A 20,301-nucleotide genomic window follows, 5' to 3' on the forward strand; every position below is an offset into this window, starting at 1 on the left:
CTAATTTGCGGTTTACGCGGCGTTGTTATAGCCGGCGGTCGGCAGCAGCGTTTTACTGCCTTTCAAGGTGAACAGTGAGATCACGGTAAAGCCCAGGGTAATCGAACCCAGAATCAAGTAAGCCTGGTGGAAGCCGACGGTGTCGTACATGCGGCCCACCCATGCCGACAGCACCACGCCAGAGAGCTGTTTCGATAAGTTAAAACCGATCAGAAACAGGGTGGCGGACAGTTTCGGGTTAAAGGCCGAGGAAATATATTTAAAGGTGCCGACCAGCAGGAACGGAACTTCAAACATATGCAGCATTTTTAAGATCACGACCTCGACCGCCGTCGTGGCGAATGAGGAGCCGAGAATACGCACGGACATAATTATTCCGGCGGTCAGCAGCGCATTTTTCGCCCCGATACGGTTCACAATAGCCGGGGCGCAGAACATGATCAGCGCATTCAGCAATTCGCCGCCGGTGGTGACGAAACCAAAGACTTCAGTTCCGCGCTGCGGATCGGCAAAAAAGCCTTTAAAAAAGTTAGCAAACTGCTGGTCGAATACGTCATAGACGCTGGCGACGCCGACCACATAGATAATAAATCCCCAGAATCGCGGCATTCTCAGCAGCTCAGCGGCGACGCGCAGAGAAAACGCCTGACGGTTTGCCCCTAAGGCGTCCATCACCTGGGCGCTGTTGCTGCTTTCCGGACGGGAGAACCACAGCAGCACCCCAAGCACCAGCGCAAAGCCGGAGGCGATCCAGAAGGTGATATTGGGATCAATACCAAACAAGATGCCGGTGATTGACGCGCAGAGCGCCCAGCCGACACAGCCAGCGACGCGAACCTTGCCGTATTCGAAACGGTTGGCGCGACTGACCCGCTCAATATAGGCTTCGACCGCGCCGGAACCGCTGGAGAAGACAATTCCCAGATAGAGTCCCCCCACCAGCGCCCCGGCGATAATATTGACCTGCAGCAGCGGCGAGAAGACAAAGATAAAGAACGGGGCAAACAGAATTAATAAGATGGTGATGGTCCACAGCAGGTGTTTACGCAGTCCCAGCTTATCGGATATCAGGCCAAATATCGGTTGGCAAATAATGGCAAACAGCGAAATAGCAGAGAAGACAATCCCGGTTTCCGTTTTAGTTAAATGGTTTACATCCGCCAGCCACACCGGAAAAAACGGGAAATAGGCCGACATAATGAAGTAGTAAAAGAAAAAGAACAGCAGGAAATAAACAAAATTATGCCGTTCGCGTGGCGCCAGTTCAGAGAATTTCATAGAGATGTTCCAGGGTTATTATACTCGTCATCATTCCAGCTGCCTGTTATTGGCGGCACGCCGTTCCCTTCGTGATACTCGCCATTCCTGGCCTTCGGCGCGGATTCTGTCCATTTCCGCCACGCTGCATCCCGAATATGCGGGTATAGCCGTTTTAAAGGGGGGCGAGAGCCCCCGTTGAGGGTTTAGCGTAAAGACAGCGAGAGCTGGTACTGCCAGCGGGTCCCGAGCAGCAGCCACTGCGGCAGCACGCTTGGTGTCCACGAATCGTCGCCGCCGACGCCCATATGCGCGCCGTCGAGAGTGATCCAGACGCCTTTTTCCGGGGTCATCCGGTGCCAGTGATCGGTTTCCATGAGCTGCGCGGTGCTGTAGGGCTGAACCGAGAAGTGGAAGTCACCGGTCACGTGCCAGCGCCCCCAATCCAGCGCTTTGTTGTCGCAGCGCAGGCCGTTTTCCGTCGGGAAAATATAGGGCGTGCTCATCGCTTCCAACGGAAGCTGCCAGCGGGCGAAACAGGCGCTGCTCTTCCGGTCAGGGTAATTTTCATGCGGCCCGTAGCCGAGCCAGGAGACCGGCGACCGCTGGTCCGGGACCTGGAAGTGAAGGCCCACGCGCGGCAGCGGCGGCAGCGTGCCGGCCCGCTCTCCCCTCACCGCCAGATGCAGATGGCCATCGCTATCAAAGGTCATCCGCCACTGACTGACGATGACCACTTCATCGCCGCGCAGATAGTGCCAGCGGCTGTCGATGATGATCTCATGTGCCAGGCGCTGCGCGGTACAGTCAACGCAGCGCGCGTCGAGCGCATAGAGTCCGGCGCTTTTCCAGCGTTCAACCCAGGCGTTGGGGTCGATACGATCCGTTTCACTCACGCCGATATCGTTGTCCAGCGGAGCGCGAACGAACTGGTCGCGCAGCGGAGACAGCAGCTGCTCTATGCCTTCCGCCAGCCAGTGAGTTAACAGACCGCTCTGACGATCGATAATCCATTGCTGAGATCCCTGGCGGACGCTGAAGGTCTCATCATCGACGGTCAGCTCCGGAGCCGGGCCGACGGCGGCGGGCGCGGGTAAGGCCAGCGGGGCGGCGAGGGCGAACTGCGCCCAGGCCACGCGGTGCCCGGCGTCAGACCACGCCGTCGCCTGCGGCTGGACAACTTCCAGCGTCAGCCAGACCTCCCTGGCGCCTGCCGGCAGGGTCACCTGGTCGCACAAGGTAAAATCTTCCTCGCCCTGCGGCGCGAGGTTCAGCGTCAGGCTGCCGCTGGCGACGGTTTCACCGGCGGACTGCACCTGCCAGTTCAGCACTTCATTATCGCTGGCACGGAACAGGTATTCGCTGACAACGCTGACCCGCAGCGGGGAGTGCGCCAGCAGGGAAAACTGGAAATATTGCTGGGCATGTTTCGCTTCAATCAGCGAAGGATGAGGGCGGCGATCCGGGAACACCAGCCCGTTCATGCAGAACTGCCGATCGTTTGGCGTGTCGCCAAAATCCCCGCCGTAGGCCCAGCCCACGCTGCCGTCCTCGAAGGTCTTTTCAATTGCCTGATCCGCCCAGTCCCAGATAAAGCCGCCCTGCAGGCGCGGATATTCCCGGAAGGCCTGCCAGTAATCGGCAAAATTACCGAGGCTGTTGCCCATCGCGTGCGCGTATTCGCAGAGAATCAGCGGTCGCTGTTCGCCGGGCAGGCCGATCCACTTTTTAATGCCCCATTTGGGCACGGCGGGAATCAGCTGATCGCGTTCCACGCGAGCGTACATCGGGCAGATAATATCGGTCGCCGTGCTGTCGGCGCCGCCGCCTTCGTACTGGACCGGCCGCGTAGGATCTTCGCGTTTCAGCCAGTGATACATGGCGTCATGGTTCGCACCGCAGCCGGACTCGTTCCCCAGTGACCAGATAATAATCGACGGATGGTTACGGTGGCTTTGCAGCATCCGGGTGACGCGAGCGCTGTAGGCCGGCAGCCAGGCAGGATCGTCGGACAGGCGGTTCATTGGCACCATGCCATGGGTTTCGATGTTCGCCTCATCGACCACGTACAGGCCGTAGCGGTTACACAGTTCATACCAGCGTGCGGCGTTGGGATAGTGCGAACAGCGCACGGCGTTAAAGTTATTCTGCTTCATCAGCAGAATGTCCTGCAGCATATCCTCTTCGGTCACCACCTGGCCGCGCTGGTGGTGGTGCTCATGGCGGTTCACTCCGCGGATAAGCAGCGGTTTGCCGTTGAGCAGCAGCAGGCCGTTGCCGATCTCCACCCGGCGAAAGCCGATGTCCCAGGCTTCAGCTTCAACCAGATCTTCGCCGCGCCACAGGGCAACCACGGTGCGATAGCAGTGGGGCGTTTCCGCGCTCCATTGCCGCGGTTTTTCCACCGCCAGGACCAGCGTTGCCCGTTCGGCATAATGGCCCCGTTCATCAACTGGCGCAGAACCTGGCCGCTGGCGCCGGCGGGCAATCAGCTGCTCGCCGTCCCACAGACTGACTTCAGCCTCCAGCCCGGCCAGCTGCTCATCAGCGGCGGAGATGGCCAGATTGACCTGTAGTTCGCCGTCGCGATACAGCGCATCCAGCTGCGGGGAAATCTGCACGTCGCTGAGGTGCTGCTTTGGTTTGTTCAGCAGCCACACCGAGCGGAAAATCCCGCTCATGCGCCACATATCCTGATCTTCCAGCCAGCTGCCCGCGCTCCAGCGCATGACCATCACACACAGGCGGTTTTCTCCCGCCCGCAGATAGGGGGTCAGGTCGAAAGCAGCCGGCAGCCGGCTATCCTGGGAGTAACCGACCCACACGCCGTTACACCACAGGTGAAACGCCGAGTTAACGCCGTCGAAAACAATCTGCGTCAGGCCATCGGCCAGCCAGTGTTGCTCCAGGGTGACGTTGAGCGAGTACAGGCCGGTCGGGTTCTCTTCCGGGACCCGCGGCGGCGTCGTATCAATGGGATAACGGACGTTGGTATAGATCGGCGCATCGTAGCCTTCCATCTGCCAGTTAGAGGGCACCGGCGTGCTGCGGCTGGTGTCGAGATCGCGCTCGATCCAGCGGCCATCGACGGCAAACGGGCTGGGTGCCCAGCAAAATTGCCACTGCCCGTCGAGCAGGCGGAGGCGGTCGGAAGGGCGGTTGTCCCGGGCGTCGTCGAGCGATCGCCAACTGGCAAACGTGGGGTGAGCCGCTAAGCGATTAAGGTGAGTAATGGTCTGATTTTGCCAGTCTTCACGGGCCAGCACGTCCTGAAACGTCAACGAGCGAACCGCGTTTGAGTCATGTTGTTGCATAGGCATACCTGACGGATAAGTGGAAAAAATGTCATTCGCTAGACAAGGATGATGTTGTTATCAGATATTTTCTATCAGGCCGCAATAATGGCGAAAATGAAACCGACTCACGATCACGAAACTGCAGAATCAGAGCTGATTTTTGTCGTCAGTTAGACATAAAATGTTAGCGGACGACATTTAACGTAATCAGACGAGTTTTGCGCAGACAGGGGGGATTATGCAGCGGCGTTCAGCAACCTTAGACGATGTGGCACACGAGGCCGGCGTTTCACAGCAAACGGTCTCCCGGGTGCTGAATCGTCCCGATGTCGTCTCCGCGCGGACTCGCGAGAAGGTGATCCGCGCGATGCAGGCGCTGCATTATGTGCCCAACCGATCGGCGCAGCTGCTGGCGGGGAAAGCCGCACCTTCAATCGGGCTGATTACGGCGTCACTGACGCTACACGCGCCGTCGCAAATCGCCTCGGCGGTAAAAAGCCATGCCGGGGCTCATCAGCTGGAAGTGTCCATCGCCATGCCCGAACGCAGCGATTACGCTTCTCTGCAGACCCGGTTGGATGAGTTTCGTGCTCAGCATATTCGCGGCGCGATTATCAGCCTGCCGCTGGAGAGCAGCATCGCGGAACGGCTGGTGAAGGAAAATCCGGATATCGCCTGTCTGTTTCTTGATGTGTCGCCGGAGACCGAAGTCTCCTGCGTGCGCTTTGATCATCGTGACGGCTGCGGCGCCTGCGTTCGGCATCTCTGGGAACTCGGCCATCGCGAATTTGGCCTGCTGGCCGGTCCGGAAAGTTCGGTCTCTGCCCGGATGCGCCTCGGTAGCTGGCGGGAGACATTGCATCGCCTGGGCGTAAGCCAGGCCGTGACGGTTTTCGGCGACTGGAGCGCCGCCAGCGGCTGGCAGAAAACCTTTGAACTGCTCCACCTGCAGCCGCGGCTCAGCGCCATCGTCGTGGCCAATGACCAGATGGCATTAGGGGTACTTAGCGCGCTGGCGCAGCTTAATCGTACCGGTAACAGCGCTGTTTCGGTCACCGGCTACGACGATACGGCGGACAGTCTTTACTTTCAGCCGCCGCTGACGACCGTGGCGCAAAACTTCGATTTGCTGGGGAAACGGGCGGTGGAGCTGCTGATCCAGCAGATGGCGGCGCCGCAGGTGCCGATCCGCGAACTGCTTCCCACCCGGTTGATTGTCCGTCAGTCAACCTGGCCTCGTGAGGGGGAGTATCCGCGCGATCCGCTGATTGCGCAGCTCAAAGCGCTGGTGGATAAACTGTAAGCAGATGTCGGTTTAACTTTCATTGAAGATAACTATGCTAGCGTATGGCCAGGCGTAGAAGGAGAGGGAAAATGCCTCTACGTAAAATGCAAAACACAATCTATCCATGCAAGCATTTATTCACCGCCAGCTATCTGGCGGTTTTTTTTTGCCGCTATTCCCGCATCAGCTAGCGGAATTTTGCTTTATTCCGCCAGTTGCGCATTAAGCGCGCAGCCAACAGAATAAATACGCTGTTTTTCAGGGTGGTGGTGCGGCGGCTCTCGCGGGTTTTAGTTTCTTACCCAGCATAAAATGCTGCTGAAGAGGGGCGGCCATCCAGCTCTCTGTGCCGATAGAAATGGCGCAATCACCAGCGGATTATTGTCCAAATTTAAATTTAACTCTTTGTTACAGAAGGCTTTCATTTTGAGAGCAATAATCAAATCTCTTCTTTTGCACATTAAGGATAATTGATTGTGAATAAACTTTTCCGTAACACCCTGCTTGCCGTGGCGATGACCGCGGGTTTCTCCATGGCCGCACAGGCAGCCACCGCTGACGAAGTCCCGCCGGTTTCTCAGGACCCGGTGGTGCAGCACCTTAAGCTGAGTAACGATCAGGTGACAAAAATTAAGGGCCTGCATCAGGAATTTGAAACTAACGTCAACAATATCAAAATCGAAGGTTTCAAAGATGGCGCGCTGATCGATGTGATCCAGTCCGGCAAGTGGGATGAAGCGAAAGTGAAGCAACAGCTGGCCGCTTTTGGACAGTTAGATCAGCAGGTACGTTACTACCGCGTGAAATACTATTTTGGCGTCAACCAGGTGCTGACGCCGGAACAGCGTACCCAGGTTAAAAAAGATCTCCAGCAAGCGCTGAATTAATTGCAAACCCGCCAGCAATGGCGGGATTCTCTTTTTGCAGGATCGCATCACCCGCGACAGAACGAAAAATGAGCCATTATGAAGAGATTCCTGTTCATCGCTCTCAGCTTTCTCGCCTTTACCAGCCAGCCCGGCTTTGCGGGGAGTAAAACCGTGGTGGATTACGGCGTTGTGCAACAAAGTCAAATCATCACCAGCCAGGCCCGTAACCAACCGCTGCGAACGCTTGCCGCCGGCGCGGTTGGCGGGGCCATCGGCCACCAGTTTGGTAACGGGAGCGGGCAAACGGCGATGACGGCGGTGGGGGCGGTTGCCGGAGCCAGCGCGTCGCATCACCGGCAAACGCAGCGCCAGGCCGCCCGGCAGATCGAACTGACGATCAAAACGCAATCTGGCCAGCTAATCCAGGTGCTGCAGCCGTATGATGGTCAACTGACCTTCAATAAAGGCGACAAAGTTCGTATCCTGACCTCCGGTGCAAATACCAACGTCGATAAATCCGTTTAACGCACAGGCCGCCGGCGGATAAACGCAGGCGGCCTCTCTCTTTACCGCCTGTCGGTTGCGCCTTCACTGCTCACAAACAGAGGAAAAAAACCGCGCAACATCAGCCGTCTGTGATAGTATTGAGAATTATTATCAATATGGAGGCTGATGATGAAACTATCCCGGGCATTTCTGTTTGCCGGCTGCTGCCTGATATCAGCCTGTACCAGCCAGATGAAAGGCGTTGCGCCTCAACAGCTTGTCTCCACGCTACCCGATTATCCCTATTACGCTCTGGCCAACCATCTCGACGGGGAAGTGACGATCCGTTTTGATGTCGGGGCGAACGGTAAAGTGGAGAAAATGTGGATACTCACCTCTGAACCACAGCATCTATTCGATGATGCCGTCATTTCCGCCGCGGCAAAATGGCGCTTTGAGAGCAATAAGCCCTATAAGGGAATGACCAAAACCATCCGCTTTAAATTAAACAATGCCGGATAACGCTAATTCGGCAGCCGATCTCTCTGCTCCGGATTCACCCGGCAATCGTTCAGTATCTCTTTGCTGTTGGCCGTCCTTCGTCATTCAGTAAAACATCTGCGTGCCGGGACAGCGATGGCAAAGCAGGGGGCATGACCGTGCCTGAACGGCTGGACTCCCCGACGCCTCTTCATGGTAACGTGCGTTAGTTTGCCGCTATTTTGCGCTAAGAACAGGGTTAATGACGATTTTTGCCGGCGAGAAACGTATGCCGAGAGAAGGTAACGCATTGACCTGACGAGCAAAGAGATACGAATAAAAATTGTTCTCATAGACAAAAGTGTGATCGCGATCAATATGGCCGGTCGTGAGTAACATTAAACATAGCTAATGTATTCATTCTAAAAATAATCAGGTGGTAATCGATGGCTATCAAGGACTTCTTTGCACAAACGGAACCCGGGCGCCGGCGTTATGGCGTGGCAACAGGCGTTGGGATCATTGCGGGTATTATGTCGGCATTTGTGAAGTGGGGGGCTGAAGTTCCGTTACCGCCCCGTACTTTCTCCGGCGGCAGGGATGAATTTAATCCACCCTATCTTTTTTTACGTGATTACCTGGGGATTGATCCTACTCACACCGTTTATACCTTCTCAGAGCACATCATCAATCCGGTGATGGTGACGCATATTATTTTCTCGCTGGTATTTGCCATTGGCTATTGCGTGGTGGCAGAAGTTTTCCCCAAAGTAAAATTATGGCAGGGGGTATGGGCGGGTATTGTTGCTACTATCGCCGTTCACTGGATCTCTTTCCCTTTATTAGGTCTGACGCCTTCTCTGCTTAATATCCCCGCCGATGAATATATTTCGGAACTGGTCGGGCATATTTTCTGGTTCTGGGCGATAGAGATGATCCGCCGCGATCTGCGAAACCGTATCACTCATGAACCTGATGCTGAAGTTCCGCTGAATTCACCGTTCAGATAATTGCCGGAAAAGCGATGGCAATGACGGGCTCGCGACGGCGGGCCCGTTTTACGTCATCAGAGGAGTCTCAGGCGCAGACCTAAATCCTGGGGATAGGGATTAAAGTAGTTTTGCGTCAGCAAATAGCGGTCTGGAAATTCGCCCAGATAATGTTTGAGCAATGTCATCGGCGCGAGTATTGGCAGCAAACCGGCGCGATAGTTGAGGATCACCTCGCGAAGTTCGCCGCGCTGACGACTATTGAGCCGATCGCGAAAGTAGCCCTGGATATGCATCAGCACGTTGGTATGGTTTTTCCGCGAAGCGGGTTGTTTAAGAATCGCCATCAGCTTCGCGCGATAAGCGACAAAGAAGGCATCCAGATCTTCCCACTGGTGAAGGGAGGCAACGAAAGGCCCAATTTCGCGATAGCCCGCCTGGTCGTGCGCCAGCAGCTGCAGTTTGTACTGGCTATGGAAATCCAGGAGCGCACGGCGGCTAAGTCCCTGCGCTCGCAGGGTAGTTAACTGGTGCAGAGCGAAAACGCGCTCAACAAAGTTCTCCCGCAGCACCGGATCGTGCAGGCGGCCATCCTCTTCTACGGGCAGCCACGGGTAGTGCATCAGCAATTGCTGCGTGAAAAGACCCACTCCCTCTTTACGCCCACGGTGACCATTTTCGTCATACAGCCGCACGCGCTCCATACCGCAGCTGGGCGATTTAGCACAGACAACAAAGCCAGAGAGTGCATCCACGCGGGGGAGAAATGAGGCGCTAAATTCGGCCATTTTCTCCGTCACATCATCGTGGGGCGTTTGGCTAAAACGCATCTCAATGGCTCCTTCGTTGGTTTGCACCAGACGAAGAGCCGGGCGAGGAGCGGGCAGGCCGATGGCCATCTCCGGACAGACGGGTTTGAAGGCGACCCAATCCGCCAGTTCGTCCATGACAAAGCCCATACGTTTATGCCCGCCGTCAAAGCGTACGGCTGAGCCGGTTAAACATGCGCTGATGCCGACTGCGGGTTGCGTGTTCATGGTGCCATCCTCTTAGTGCATTGGTTGTAGGAAGAACAGGGGGACCACCGGTTGCCGGCCCGCGCGACGTCTTCACATACTTAAAACTTACACAATAACTAATATTTGTCCAAGTATTAGCGAGGATATTTATTATTATCTATTTAATTCAAGTGGTTATATTTAACGGTTTTCATCGGTCCTTTACCGTTAGGCGATGTACTAAAGTCCGGAGGACTCAATCTCTTTGACTGGTATCGGCGGTCGCGTCCGGCGAGATATCGCCGGAGGAAAGGGAGATAACGTCGAGGGCGCTGACCTGCTGCCGCCAGCATGCGATCTGTTTTTTGCGGGCAGCGGTCAGTGTTCCGGAGGTGACCAGCAGCCAGTTTCGCTGCGGGAAAACCTCGGGCGCCAGAGCCGCCGGCGGGACGGGAAGGAGATCGATACGCTGGCCCTGGCCGGTACGGGCGAGGGCCTCCAGCCAGATTTCGCAGGGGTCGGAGAGATGCCAGCCGGCTATCAGCCAGTTATCTCCCGGCGCTTTTTTATCGCCTTCGAGGCAAAACGAGGTATAGGCGATAATGATCCCGTCGAGAATTTCGCGCAGCGTCATCATTGTCGGGATGCGGGCAGACAGTTTACCGCGCAGCGGACGCAGTACTTTCGTAACCAGCTCCGGGCGCGGGGACTCGCGGCCTGCATCGTAGATTAGCTGGCGCAGGGCGTCGATTTTCCCCTCTTTAAGCCGCTGCAGCATGGTTTCCTGCAGGCTTGACCAGTTGTCAGTCCGCCTCGCGACGGGGCTATCCAGCAGAGGTTTCACCTGGCTGACGGGAACCCCTTTTTGAATCCAGTCGAGAATTTTGAGCGCCAGCTGAACATCATCATCACTGTACAGACGGTGTCCACCCTCTGTACGCCGCGGTTTGAGCAGGCCATATCGGCGCTGCCAGGCGCGAAGCGTAGTGGGGTTGATCCCGCAAAGCCGGGCAAATTCACCGATGGAGTAAGACATGAAGGAGACCTGATAAGAGAGAAAAGTCCCAATATACTATGAATTATTACCGGGTAAATGTTAAATGACCGATGCCCGCGTTGCCCTGCGCGGTCGCCGCGATTGCGCAGATGACATCAGGTTCCGCTCATGCCGCCGAACGGCGTTATTTCAACGTTCGCGATGACGTTAAATTCCGCTTCCTGCCACCGCGTTACTGTCGATTCCGGGCGCCCGTCGGTTATCGGTCTCCGCGAACAACCGCAGGCGCTTGCGCGGATCCTGAAATGGAATAAATTGATAATTTCACTGCGGCTTTAAGGTTTCGTTAATTAACCGCAACGATACTGATGAAATTAACTTTCCCGTAAACAAAGTGGTTAAATCATGAAAGACCGGTTATGTCAGGCGCTTCCCCATCGCGATACCCCTTTTTTTCGCGCGCTACATATCAGCGTCGCGATATTGGTTTTATTGCAGATTATTAACTCTGACTTCACTGAAAGTGAGGCCCTCGGCGAGGTTAGCCTGGCTGGGTTCGTGACCTGGTTTCACGTTATCTCCGGATTTACATTGATTGCTCTGGGGATTGTGATGCTTATCTGGATGCTGACACAGCGTGGTTTTCATTACTATTTTGCCTGGCTGAAGCTCGATTTTCGCGGCATGGTTGTCGATTTCAAGACGCTGATTTCATTACGTCTTCCTGACGCGCATGCCGGGGGAGTGGCGGCATTTATTCAGGGGCTGGGGGTTCTGGCACTGCTGGGCGTGGCTCTGTGTGGCGGGCTCTGGTTTGTGCTGAATACAGCGCTTGGTCCATCCTCTGCGTTGGCACATGATGTCCTGGGCTTGCATAAATTCCTGACCGTATTTATTGAGACATATTTCTGGGCCCACGGCGCAATGGGATTACTGCATATTTTCCTGAAAGTCCGCAGCCAAAGGAATAATCCCGTGACTGAATAATCATGTTACCGCGAGAAAGGGGCTTCATTATTGTGCCCGACAAAAAACGCCGTCAGGATTTTACCTGGCGGCCATGTGCGAGACGTGAATTGCGCATCAATATTTACGGCTTATATTGTAAATTCCATTCTTTCTTCAGAAGAGCATAAATACAGGTATTGTCATATCGTCGTTCGCCGCTGGCGGTCACAAACGAAACAAACTCTTTAAAACAGCCTTCCTGGCGCATCTGAAGACGTTCACAAAGTTTCTGAGAGGCCTGATTGTAGTCTTCAACATAGGCATACAAACGGCGGGCTTCTTTCGCCGTAAACAGATAGTGAAAAAGCGCGGAAACGGCTTCCGTCGCAAAGCCCTGACCCTCATAACGTTGATTAAAATGCCAGCCCACGGACCAGGTATTGTGGTCCGGCTCTTCGTCGTTGTCGGCAAACAGGTGCCCGATGAGCCGATCGCTTTCCTTGAGGCAAACTGCAAACTGGCTTGCGTCACTGGCCCTTTTGATGACGTCTTCCTTGGCTTGCGCAATGGAATTGAGCTTTTCATCCTGAAAACAGGGCACGCGAGGGGAAGACAGGTATTCCAGCAGCGGCAGGGCATCTTTTTCTTTAAAAGAACGAATAAAAAGTCGTGAAGTCGTCGCTACGATCATGATGGGATAAGTCGCCGGGATAAGTTTGTGCCTAAACTAACATTCATCCAGGGATTGCCTCAATGCCTTTCGAAAACGCTGAACATCTCTCCGGTTAATGATGCCCGGTTTATCTGCTGAAATATCGATGGGAATTGATGATGGCTGCAGAATCATCCAAAAATAAGAAAACATGAAATTGTTAAGGGTATAGCTTTGTCATATGTTTTAAGTGTCAACGTAATCTTAAGGAACAGTTATCATGTTTAAGCGTCGCACTCTCAAAACTGCACTTGCGGCGGTTATATCTCTTGTTGTTCTTGCTGCGCCGGTTTATGCCAACCCAGGAAACGGAAACGGCGGTGGGCATGGCAATGGCGGGGGGAACCACGGGAACAGCGGCAATCATGGCAACAGCGGAGACCATAGCAACCAGGGCCAGGGGAAATCGGCTGAGGATCATGGCAACCGCAAGAACTATGGGAAACCAGACCATGTTGACTCCGATATCAGCTTCTCGCGGGCGCGCTCCCTGGCAGTAAATTATGGTCTGGTGGGTTATAAGGCGCTCCCTCCGGGTATCGCCAGGAATTTAGTCCGGGGCAAGCCATTGCCTCCGGGGATTGCGAAGAAAACGCTCCCGGCATCCATGATTAACGATTTACCCTATTATCCAGGATATGAATGGCGTGCGGTGGGCCATGATTTGGTGCTGGTCGCATTAAGTACGGCCATCGTTACATCAATCATTAATGGTGTTTTTGACTAACGGTAAACCGTTTGCTCTGAGGCCCCGCAAATGCGGGGCTTTTTTATCCGTGAAACAGCAAAGGGCAGCCAGGGCGAAGCGTCTTACGAGCGGCTGATTTTGTCCTCATTGGCTTAACGGGAATATCCCGGTAACGTCTGCCTCTGGCACAAGGCGGGTATCGTGACCCGGGCCATTATTTACCCGCAGACCCGATCATAAGGTGGATGGGCTGACCCCAGAAATATCCGCTGTCAATGTCCCGAGGCCAGGTCGTGGCACAAGCGACCGAGTTGTTCCACAGCCTTCAAAAGATGGCGGGTGGGTTCATTAGCACCGTTCAAGCGCAGGAAGTTTTGCAGTTCTGCCGCCCCCGGGGAAAACAACGGTCCCGGACTGACGCCAATGCCAAGGGCGAGTGCGCGACGATGTACCTCCAGCGCATCTATCTTTGACGGAAGCTTTACCCAAATCAGAAAACCGGCTTCTGGAGCGGCTACCCGCGTGCCCGGTGGGAAGCTTGTTTCAACCTGTGCGATGATAGCCTGCATCCCTTGCGCAATGCGGAGCTTCAGCTGCCGCAGATGCCTGTCATAATCACCACTTGCCAGGATCTCGCTCGCCGCGGCTTCAATCAGGGGCGCGCCGGCCCACTCCCCGGCCATTCGAGCCTGCAATACCGTTGAGTGATAGCGTCCGGCTGCAATCCAGCCGATTCTCCAGCCCGGCGCCAGGGTCTTAGACAGTGAGCTGCAATAAATAACATTTCCGCACCTGTCGAAGGCTTTACACGCAGGCGGACGCTGCGCATCCCCGGCCAGATCGCCATACACATCGTCCTCAATTAAAGGGATGCCCATGCCGGCAAGCAGGGCCACCAGATCCCGCTTGCGCGCGACGGGCATGCTGGCACCTAACGGATTCTGCACCGTGGGTGAGGCAAGAACGGCCGCAGGACGGTGGCGCTGAAGGGCTTCTTCAAGCGGCGCCAACAGTAAACCTTCAACAGGGTCAGTGGGGATCTGTAATGCCTTCAGGCCCAGATCCTCCAACAGCAGGAGCGTGCCGAAGTAGGCAGGCTGCTCAATTGCCACGGCATCACCCGGTTGGCACACGGCGCGGAGAGCCAGGCGTAGCGCCTGGGTTGCCCCTGCGGTAATGATAAGGTCATCCGCGCCAAAAAGTGCCCCCCACTGTGCCGCGCGCGCGGCAATCTTTCTGCGCAGGTCTGCTCTCCCCGGGGGCAGGCTGTAGCTCTGCCCGCGCGCATCAAGCCGACGACCTGCAGTCTGCAATGCCCTTTGCAGAGTATCTACGGGAAGCCAGGCGGGATCCGGTAGCGCGGCGCCAAGCGGGACCAGGCGCGCCTCGGCGCTCCCGAACAATGAGCGGGCTATTGCGGACATGGTTACCGGCACGGGGACGGGTAAAGAGGCGGTGCCCGGCCTCTCCCCGGCGGAGATGATCTGGTGGACAAAGTAACCTGAGCGTGGTCGCGCGATAATCAGCCCCTCCGCCTCAAGATAACGTAGGGCCTCCAGCGCCGTGGGAAGACTGACCTGCTCGCGCTCGGCCAGTTTACGCGCGGAAATAATCCGATCTCCTGTGCGCAAAGCGCCTGAAGTCAGCGTCAGCCGCAGCAATTCGGCTATTCGGCGATAGTGGGGAGTCGGCGGGGACGGGTCGGACATCGTAATCTGTATAGTCTGATTTTTGATAAATCTGACTATACAGGCGATACGAGGCGCCATCTATAGTGTGGGCAACACAAACCAGCCAAGGAAGTCCCATGCACAGCGACAATTTTGATCTTTCCCTCTACTTCCGGCGCATAGGCTATAGCGGGCCTGCGGCTGCCGATACCGCCACGCTACAGGCGCTCATGCGCCACCAGCTCTTTGCGCTCCCCTTTGAGAATCTGGACGTACAGGCAGGTAAAATCGTTTCGATGGAGCCTGATGATATTGCCAACAAATTATTACAGCAGAGCCGGGGCGGCTACTGCTATGAACTCAACGGACTGTTTACGATGGCGCTGGAGACGCTGGGTATAACCTACCGTTTTGTCGCGGCGCGGCCAATGTTCTATCCCGCGCGCCGGCCTAAAACCCATATGGCGGTCATTGCTGAAGTTGATGGCCGTCAATGGCTGTGCGACCTTGGGTTTGGTAGCTACGGTATCCGCGCGCCGCTGGCCTTAGATGAACTGGATACGGACATCATTCAGGATTTTGATACGTTCCGGCTGAGTCGCGATGCGAGTGGAGACTATCTGCTTCAGGCCAGGGTTGACGGAGACTGGTGCGATCAATACGGTTTTGACCTGTCGCCTCAGGAATGGATTGATTTTGTTCCGGCCAATTACCTTAACTCCACGCACCCCGATGCGGTCTTTGTACAAAAGCTGCTTGTCATCCAGCATCGACCCGAGGGGCGCTATATTCTGCTGGGCAATATGCTTAAGACCATTACTGCAGACAGGGTAGAAAAGCAGTGGCTGACAGAAGACGAAATTGCGCATGCGCTGGAAAACCGTTTCGCGCTTGTGCAGACCGTTCAGGTTTAAGCTATTTCATCATCGAGAAGCTGACTTTAATGTTACCGCGCCCAACGGCATCTTGCAGCGTATTCGCCGCAACGACCTTGCCGATCGGCGTATAGCTGTAGGATGTGCGAAAGGTCTCGTAAAAAAGAACAACAGTATGACCACCGTATAACATGAGATCCCCCTGATAGAGGGTTTCAGGGCGGATGGGATTGGGGGGTAAAGGATGGGGTAAGTCAGCGAATTTCTCATTGCCGTTAAGCTCCTGCATCGTCAGCGTTAACGGCAGCTGTTTGATAAACGCCTTCGCTGTCGGATTATCAGCAAGCTCAACGTCGTAACTCTGTTGATGGAGGGTCAATTTCACAATCATCGGCTTCTCCTTACCTGACGGAACAGCACCCCCGGCATAAACGGGAAACACACAATGATTAACCAGGACAAATAACAGCGCTAACGGTTTATTCAACATGGCTCTCCTGTAAATTTTCCGCTCCCTTTATGGGAGCGGCGGGTAGCACTATTTCAGATTGGTTTTAAAGAATGACGTCAGCTTCGCAAAAGGGATCAGATCCGTTCGGTCGTACAGATCGACATGGCCTGCACCAGCAACGATATAGAGCTCTTTCGGTTGAGCTGCGCGCGCATAGGCATCCTCGCTAAACTCTTTTGAATGCGCATTGGCGCCGGTAATAAACAGCATTGGGCGCGGGGCAATGGTTTCAATATCGTTGAATGGATAGAAATTCATAAATTTGCCAATACTGCTTAACAGCGGTTTGGTGGTCAGCGCCTCTTTCTCGCCCTGCGGGGTATAGCCGCCTCGCGCTGTACGATAGAAATCAAAAAACTCACGCTGTATGGCCGGTGTGGCGTCATCCAGCTTGTTTACGGTCCCCGGAATATATGCCTTCTCTGCACCGTTAAATTCGGCCTGTCGCTGTTCGATGGCCGACTGGATGAAGGACTGACGTTGCTCTGGCGTCTGGGAATGATTCAGGCCATTGCGGAAAGCCGAGCCCATGTCATACATGCTGACAGTGGCAATCGCTTTCATCCTGGGGTCAATTTTGGCCGCGCTGATAACAAAGCTGCCGCTGCCACAAATCCCCAACACGCCGATATTCTCAGGATCAACGTACGGCTGGCTACTGAGGTAATCAACTGCCGCGCTGAAGTCATCAGAATATATTTCCGGCGAAATCAGATGACCCGGTTTACCTTCACTTTCACCCCAAAAGGAGAGATCGATTGCCAGCGTCACAAAGCCCCGATCCGCCAGTTTTTGCGCATACAGATTCGAGCTTTGCTCTTTTACCGCCCCCATCGGATGTCCGACAATAATTGCCGGATTTTTGACATTCTGATCCAGCGTTTTCGGAATAAATAAATTGCCTACAACGCTCATCTGGTACTGGTTTTTAAACGTCACCTTTTGCTGGATAACCTTATCGCTTTTATAAAAGTTGTCGGCGCCTTTTGACATATCCGCCGCAGAGGCGGCAAACGAGCTGATTAACAGCCCCAGCGCCAGCGTCATATTTTTCATGGAGTTTTATCCTCTATTGTGAGTGGTGTGTTTTACGTGATGTCAGAATGGTTAACCCCGCAGCGACAATCAGCAGCCCGCTACTCAGCGCAAAAGTGCTCTGCCAGCCGGTGTGATCAAACGCCAGGCCGCCAAGCGTGGAACCCAGGGCGATAGAAAGCTGGATCGCCGCGACCATCAGGCCGCCGCCGGCTTCGGCATCATCAGGCAGCGTACGCGCGACCCAGGCCCACCATCCGGTTGGTGCAGCTGTCGCCATCAGTCCCCAGAACCCCAGTAGCGGCACGACAAACCAGAGGTGTTGGCCCGTGAGTATGAGCGTCACGGCGACGACAGCCATGAGTGAAGAGATGGCTGCAAGCGTTGAATAAAGGCCCCGCTTTAAAAAATGACTGATCACCAGCGTGCCAATAAAACCCGCTATCCCGATGGTCAGCAAAATGAGCGATAAGGCGCTGATATCCACCCGGGTGACGGTTTCAAGAAACGGCCGTACGTAGGTGAATAACGAGAACTGCCCCATAAAGAACAGCCCGCAGGCCAGCAGACCAACGGCAACAACGGGACGGGAGAGCAGATGAAAAGCAGAACGCCCGGGCTGCCTGTTGTTGTCGGGGGCCATCGCGGGGAGGCTGAAGCACTGCCAGATGAAGGCGGCGATCGCTACCGGAACAAGGCAGAGGAACGCTCCGCGCCAGCCCATTACGGCGCCGAGATAACTGCCGAGCGGTGCCGCGATAACGGTTGCCAGGGCATTACCGCCATTGAAAATAGCTAATGCGTGAGGGACCCGGCGCCGTGGCACCAGACGCAGCGCAGTGGCGGCAGACATCGACCAGAAGCCACCGATCGCAATGCCAATCAGGGCGCGACCCGTCATATAAATCAGGTAGCTGGGGGACAGGGCGACCATAGTTGCCGATAAAGCCATTAATGCCGTCATGCCCAGCAGCAGATATTTACGATTCAGATTCCCGGCAAGAGTCGAAAGAGACAGGCTGGTCAACACCGCCAGCGCCCCGGAAATGGCGATCCCCTGTCCAGCCAGCCCTTCACTCACCCTGAGGTCGGCCGCGATGGGCGTCAGCAGGCTAACAGGCATAAATTCTGAGGCGATAAGCACAAAGACGCAGAGCGTCATCGCCAGCACACCGCTCCAGTATGCGCGCTCCTGGTGATATGAATTTTCATGACTGAGTGTGGACATAAACGGCTACCTCTGAATATCGACCCGGCTGAATTCAGGCAAGCCGGGGCCGGACGCTATTCACGGGAATAACGACAAAAAACGCACGCATAAACATGCTGTTGACGCTTATCAATTACTGAAAGTTTTACATGACTGGTGTAGCCTGACTAGCTAATGAATACTTAATAGGCTTATAAGCCTGAGTTATTAATCGGGAGTGTCAGCCGAATGAAACGCAACCTGAATGACCTTCTTTATTTTGTCACTGTTGCCCGTGAAGGGAGTTTTACCCGAGCGGCGGCGCATCTTGGTGTGACGCAACCCGCTCTCAGTCAGGCGATTTCAGCCCTGGAAGAGCGCATGCAAATTCGTCTCCTTACCCGAACCACCCGCAGCGTGTCGCCCACCGCAGCCGGAGAGCGGCTGCTGCAGGCCATCGGCAATCGTTTTGATGAAATTGAAGCTGAACTGGATATGCTCACGGAACTGCGTGACAAACCTGCCGGTACGGTACGAATTACCTGCGGGCCGGATGTGTTACGTACCACCTTATTACCCAAACTGACGCCGCTTCTGCGTGAATACCCGGATATTCATATTGAGTTCGATGCTAATCACGGTTTCCGCGATATTGTTGCCGACCGCTTTGATGCTGGAGTGCGTCTGGGCGACACCATTGATAAAGATATGATTGCGATACCGATTGGCCCGGAATTACGCATGGCGGCCGTGGCTTCGCCGGAGTATTTTTCACGCTACCCGATTCCGCAGACTCCGCATGAACTGACGCAACACTGCTGTATAAACCAGAGAATGGTCAAATCCGGAGGGCTGTACGTCTGGGATTTTGATCAGGAAGGTGGTGATTTGAACGTTCGGGTGAACGGGCAGGTGACGTTCAACACTTCAGAGCATATTGTCACCGCCGCACTGGCCGGATTAGGCATCGCTTTTTTACCTGAGCAAGAGTTTGGCGCACATATTGAAGAAGGTCGGCTGATTCGGGTGCTGGAAACCTGGTGCCAGCCTTTCCCTGGCTACTATCTGTATTACCCCAGCCGGAAGCAAGTTTCTCCCGCATTTTCGCGGGTGATCGATGCTCTGCGTGTTTACCGTCGGCGCCAGCCCGTAGACAAGAACCGGTAATTCTGTTTCCTCATGCCCGGACGGCTTCTGGTATGAATACCTGAAGCCGTCATGCTACAGGGGGATGCCTGGGCGGCTGTAGAGTGACGCTCTTTCGGTCTGTCTCTCCGATCTGTTTAGATATCTCTGGTAAACGATGTTTGCCTGAAATATGCCAGACGCGGGTGGTTGCTTAAACTATAATCCCCGGCATTTATTGTGGGGGAACTGAATGAAAAGTATGACAGCAGTATTGAGTATTGTGCTCGCAGGAACGTTATCAGGGTGCGCAGCAGTCCAATATAACGATGGTGAAAAGGTCAGCATTCAGGCTGATGCGTGGTACGGTCTCGATAGTTTGCATTCTACGGCCGTTAAAGCCTGTCAGCAGTATGGCAAATCAAAAGCAGTATATGTCCATAGCGCAAATATGAACCCGAATTTGCCGAAGGGCAGCGGGGTACAAAATACCATCTGGAAATGTGAGCCATGATGAGGCCGGGTTGCTGAATCTGTGCCAGACAGAAGGGGATATTCGGCGCGTAAGGCAGGGAATAAGAATGCCGTTCCAGTACGGTTTGCTGAATATCGGCTATGCAGTAGCTTGCCAGATATTTAGTCGCCGGTGCCGCAGCGGCATTGCCGTCTTTAGTGTAGGCCAAGACGGATCAGTTCAACGGGTTCGAACTTACCTTCATTCCCTTCAACTTCAACGGTTTTGCTGCGACGTAATTGGGCGGGGGTGAGTCCACTGGCGTGGATAGCAACAATTTTACCCGTTTTACCTGTCCCATTAATCATCACCTGGCTTCCGTTGGTAATAGGATTGCGGTTACGATCGTAAGTGACCATGGGTATTTCTCCTTTTTT

At 54.8% G+C, this 20,301-nt stretch carries 20 protein-coding genes; 10 read left to right on the plus strand and 10 right to left on the minus strand.

Features of this window, described 5'->3' with window-relative positions; translation table 11 throughout:
• Positions 1 to 12 precede the first annotated feature (12 nt).
• Positions 13 to 1,278: an MFS transporter gene (locus tag OQV00_RS12060; RefSeq protein ID WP_004862386.1), complete on the minus strand. Its 1,266-nt coding sequence runs from the start codon at positions 1,276 to 1,278 to the stop codon at positions 13 to 15.
• Positions 1,279 to 1,463: 185 nt separating this feature from the next.
• Complete coding sequence (locus OQV00_RS12065) at positions 1,464 to 4,571, minus strand: beta-galactosidase (RefSeq protein WP_266280417.1); 3,108 nt, start codon at positions 4,569 to 4,571, stop codon at positions 1,464 to 1,466.
• Positions 4,572 to 4,791: 220 nt separating this feature from the next.
• On the opposite strand from OQV00_RS12065, the gene OQV00_RS12070 reads away from it, so the two are divergent.
• The 5 genes from OQV00_RS12070 (at position 4,792) to OQV00_RS12090 (ending at position 8,683) form a co-directional block, all read left to right on the plus strand.
• Complete coding sequence (locus tag OQV00_RS12070) at positions 4,792 to 5,856, plus strand: LacI family DNA-binding transcriptional regulator (protein ID WP_004862380.1); 1,065 nt, start codon at positions 4,792 to 4,794, stop codon at positions 5,854 to 5,856.
• A 497-nt stretch (positions 5,857 to 6,353) separates the two neighbouring features.
• A complete protein-coding gene (locus tag OQV00_RS12075; protein WP_048023702.1) occupies positions 6,354 to 6,725 on the plus strand; it encodes a Spy/CpxP family protein refolding chaperone in 372 nt (123 codons plus the stop codon).
• 78 nt (positions 6,726 to 6,803) lie between these two features.
• Entirely contained in the window at positions 6,804 to 7,232 is a 429-nt protein-coding gene (locus OQV00_RS12080) for a glycine zipper 2TM domain-containing protein (protein WP_048023657.1), read from the plus strand.
• 147 nt (positions 7,233 to 7,379) lie between these two features.
• Positions 7,380 to 7,715 (plus strand): TonB family protein, encoded by a 336-nt coding sequence (locus OQV00_RS12085; protein ID WP_004862374.1) that lies wholly within the window; start codon positions 7,380 to 7,382, stop codon positions 7,713 to 7,715.
• Positions 7,716 to 8,119: 404 nt separating this feature from the next.
• Positions 8,120 to 8,683 (plus strand): YagU family protein, encoded by a 564-nt coding sequence (locus tag OQV00_RS12090; RefSeq protein ID WP_004862371.1) that lies wholly within the window; start codon positions 8,120 to 8,122, stop codon positions 8,681 to 8,683.
• 56 nt (positions 8,684 to 8,739) lie between these two features.
• On the opposite strand, the gene OQV00_RS12095 is transcribed toward OQV00_RS12090, so the two are convergent.
• Complete coding sequence (locus OQV00_RS12095; protein ID WP_004862370.1) at positions 8,740 to 9,699, minus strand: YbgA family protein; 960 nt, start codon at positions 9,697 to 9,699, stop codon at positions 8,740 to 8,742.
• A 217-nt stretch (positions 9,700 to 9,916) separates the two neighbouring features.
• Entirely contained in the window at positions 9,917 to 10,696 is a 780-nt protein-coding gene (locus OQV00_RS12100; protein ID WP_004862368.1) for a MerR family transcriptional regulator, read from the minus strand.
• A gap of 366 nt (positions 10,697 to 11,062) precedes the next feature.
• On the opposite strand from OQV00_RS12100, the gene OQV00_RS12105 reads away from it, so the two are divergent.
• Positions 11,063 to 11,644 (plus strand): cytochrome b/b6 domain-containing protein, encoded by a 582-nt coding sequence (locus OQV00_RS12105; RefSeq protein ID WP_064357018.1) that lies wholly within the window; start codon positions 11,063 to 11,065, stop codon positions 11,642 to 11,644.
• A 103-nt stretch (positions 11,645 to 11,747) separates the two neighbouring features.
• On the opposite strand, the gene OQV00_RS12110 is transcribed toward OQV00_RS12105, so the two are convergent.
• Positions 11,748 to 12,296, minus strand: a complete 549-nt coding sequence (locus tag OQV00_RS12110) for a GNAT family N-acetyltransferase (protein ID WP_004862362.1) — start codon at positions 12,294 to 12,296, stop codon at positions 11,748 to 11,750.
• A gap of 241 nt (positions 12,297 to 12,537) precedes the next feature.
• On the opposite strand from OQV00_RS12110, the gene OQV00_RS12115 reads away from it, so the two are divergent.
• Positions 12,538 to 13,044: an anti-virulence regulator CigR family protein gene (locus tag OQV00_RS12115; RefSeq protein WP_015584261.1), complete on the plus strand. Its 507-nt coding sequence runs from the start codon at positions 12,538 to 12,540 to the stop codon at positions 13,042 to 13,044.
• 233 nt (positions 13,045 to 13,277) lie between these two features.
• Here the strand turns inward: OQV00_RS12115 and OQV00_RS12120 are convergent, their stop codons facing one another.
• Positions 13,278 to 14,774 carry an aminotransferase-like domain-containing protein gene (locus tag OQV00_RS12120; RefSeq protein ID WP_088883942.1) on the minus strand — a complete coding sequence of 499 codons (1,497 nt, stop codon included), beginning with the start codon at positions 14,772 to 14,774 and terminating at the stop codon, positions 13,278 to 13,280.
• Positions 14,775 to 14,812: 38 nt separating this feature from the next.
• Here OQV00_RS12120 and OQV00_RS12125 point away from each other — a divergent pair, with 38 nt between their 5' ends.
• On the plus strand, positions 14,813 to 15,589 hold the full coding sequence (locus OQV00_RS12125; protein WP_032717503.1) for an arylamine N-acetyltransferase family protein: 777 nt from the start codon (positions 14,813 to 14,815) through the stop codon (positions 15,587 to 15,589).
• A 1-nt stretch (position 15,590) separates the two neighbouring features.
• On the opposite strand, the gene OQV00_RS12130 is transcribed toward OQV00_RS12125, so the two are convergent.
• Genes OQV00_RS12130 through OQV00_RS12140 form a run of 3 tightly spaced genes read right to left on the minus strand, consistent with a single transcriptional unit; the run spans position 15,591 to position 18,324 of the window.
• Positions 15,591 to 16,040 carry a cyclophilin-like fold protein gene (locus OQV00_RS12130; protein ID WP_048023651.1) on the minus strand — a complete coding sequence of 150 codons (450 nt, stop codon included), beginning with the start codon at positions 16,038 to 16,040 and terminating at the stop codon, positions 15,591 to 15,593.
• A gap of 48 nt (positions 16,041 to 16,088) precedes the next feature.
• Positions 16,089 to 17,117 carry an alpha/beta hydrolase gene (locus OQV00_RS12135; protein ID WP_032717502.1) on the minus strand — a complete coding sequence of 343 codons (1,029 nt, stop codon included), beginning with the start codon at positions 17,115 to 17,117 and terminating at the stop codon, positions 16,089 to 16,091.
• 13 nt (positions 17,118 to 17,130) lie between these two features.
• Complete coding sequence (locus tag OQV00_RS12140; RefSeq protein ID WP_064359299.1) at positions 17,131 to 18,324, minus strand: MFS transporter; 1,194 nt, start codon at positions 18,322 to 18,324, stop codon at positions 17,131 to 17,133.
• Between the two features lie 210 nt (positions 18,325 to 18,534).
• Between OQV00_RS12140 and OQV00_RS12145 the strand changes: the two genes are divergently transcribed.
• Positions 18,535 to 19,452 (plus strand): LysR family transcriptional regulator, encoded by a 918-nt coding sequence (locus OQV00_RS12145; RefSeq protein ID WP_004862346.1) that lies wholly within the window; start codon positions 18,535 to 18,537, stop codon positions 19,450 to 19,452.
• A 211-nt stretch (positions 19,453 to 19,663) separates the two neighbouring features.
• Positions 19,664 to 19,924, plus strand: a complete 261-nt coding sequence (locus OQV00_RS12150; RefSeq protein WP_004862343.1) for a hypothetical protein — start codon at positions 19,664 to 19,666, stop codon at positions 19,922 to 19,924.
• A gap of 155 nt (positions 19,925 to 20,079) precedes the next feature.
• Here the strand turns inward: OQV00_RS12150 and ydfZ are convergent, their stop codons facing one another.
• Positions 20,080 to 20,283 carry a putative selenium delivery protein YdfZ gene (ydfZ, locus tag OQV00_RS12155; protein ID WP_004862340.1) on the minus strand — a complete coding sequence of 68 codons (204 nt, stop codon included), beginning with the start codon at positions 20,281 to 20,283 and terminating at the stop codon, positions 20,080 to 20,082.
• Positions 20,284 to 20,301: the final 18 nt, after the last annotated feature.

Origin of the sequence: Klebsiella sp. DY2415, from assembly GCF_026314315.1 — a bacterium.
Lineage (GTDB): Bacteria > Pseudomonadota > Gammaproteobacteria > Enterobacterales > Enterobacteriaceae > Klebsiella > Klebsiella ornithinolytica.

Coding starts and splice junctions, on each gene's coding strand:
- OQV00_RS12095 (WP_004862370.1), bottom strand. CDS start 9,699: ATGAACACGCAACCCGCAGTCGGCATCAGCGCATGTTTAACCGGCTCA.
- OQV00_RS12120 (WP_088883942.1), bottom strand. CDS start 14,774: ATGGCGCCTCGTATCGCCTGTATAGTCAGATTTATCAAAAATCAGACT.
- OQV00_RS12090 (WP_004862371.1), top strand. CDS start 8,120: ATGGCTATCAAGGACTTCTTTGCACAAACGGAACCCGGGCGCCGGCGT.
- OQV00_RS12115 (WP_015584261.1), top strand. CDS start 12,538: ATGTTTAAGCGTCGCACTCTCAAAACTGCACTTGCGGCGGTTATATCT.
- OQV00_RS12150 (WP_004862343.1), top strand. CDS start 19,664: ATGAAAAGTATGACAGCAGTATTGAGTATTGTGCTCGCAGGAACGTTA.
- OQV00_RS12110 (WP_004862362.1), bottom strand. CDS start 12,296: ATGATCGTAGCGACGACTTCACGACTTTTTATTCGTTCTTTTAAAGAA.
- OQV00_RS12100 (WP_004862368.1), bottom strand. CDS start 10,696: ATGTCTTACTCCATCGGTGAATTTGCCCGGCTTTGCGGGATCAACCCC.
- OQV00_RS12060 (WP_004862386.1), bottom strand. CDS start 1,278: ATGAAATTCTCTGAACTGGCGCCACGCGAACGGCATAATTTTGTTTAT.
- OQV00_RS12140 (WP_064359299.1), bottom strand. CDS start 18,324: ATGTCCACACTCAGTCATGAAAATTCATATCACCAGGAGCGCGCATAC.
- OQV00_RS12135 (WP_032717502.1), bottom strand. CDS start 17,117: ATGAAAAATATGACGCTGGCGCTGGGGCTGTTAATCAGCTCGTTTGCC.
- OQV00_RS12075 (WP_048023702.1), top strand. CDS start 6,354: ATGACCGCGGGTTTCTCCATGGCCGCACAGGCAGCCACCGCTGACGAA.
- OQV00_RS12130 (WP_048023651.1), bottom strand. CDS start 16,040: ATGTTGAATAAACCGTTAGCGCTGTTATTTGTCCTGGTTAATCATTGT.
- OQV00_RS12125 (WP_032717503.1), top strand. CDS start 14,813: ATGCACAGCGACAATTTTGATCTTTCCCTCTACTTCCGGCGCATAGGC.
- OQV00_RS12085 (WP_004862374.1), top strand. CDS start 7,380: ATGATGAAACTATCCCGGGCATTTCTGTTTGCCGGCTGCTGCCTGATA.
- ydfZ (WP_004862340.1), bottom strand. CDS start 20,283: ATGGTCACTTACGATCGTAACCGCAATCCTATTACCAACGGAAGCCAG.
- OQV00_RS12145 (WP_004862346.1), top strand. CDS start 18,535: ATGAAACGCAACCTGAATGACCTTCTTTATTTTGTCACTGTTGCCCGT.
- OQV00_RS12105 (WP_064357018.1), top strand. CDS start 11,063: ATGAAAGACCGGTTATGTCAGGCGCTTCCCCATCGCGATACCCCTTTT.
- OQV00_RS12065 (WP_266280417.1), bottom strand. CDS start 4,571: ATGCAACAACATGACTCAAACGCGGTTCGCTCGTTGACGTTTCAGGAC.
- OQV00_RS12070 (WP_004862380.1), top strand. CDS start 4,792: ATGCAGCGGCGTTCAGCAACCTTAGACGATGTGGCACACGAGGCCGGC.
- OQV00_RS12080 (WP_048023657.1), top strand. CDS start 6,804: ATGAAGAGATTCCTGTTCATCGCTCTCAGCTTTCTCGCCTTTACCAGC.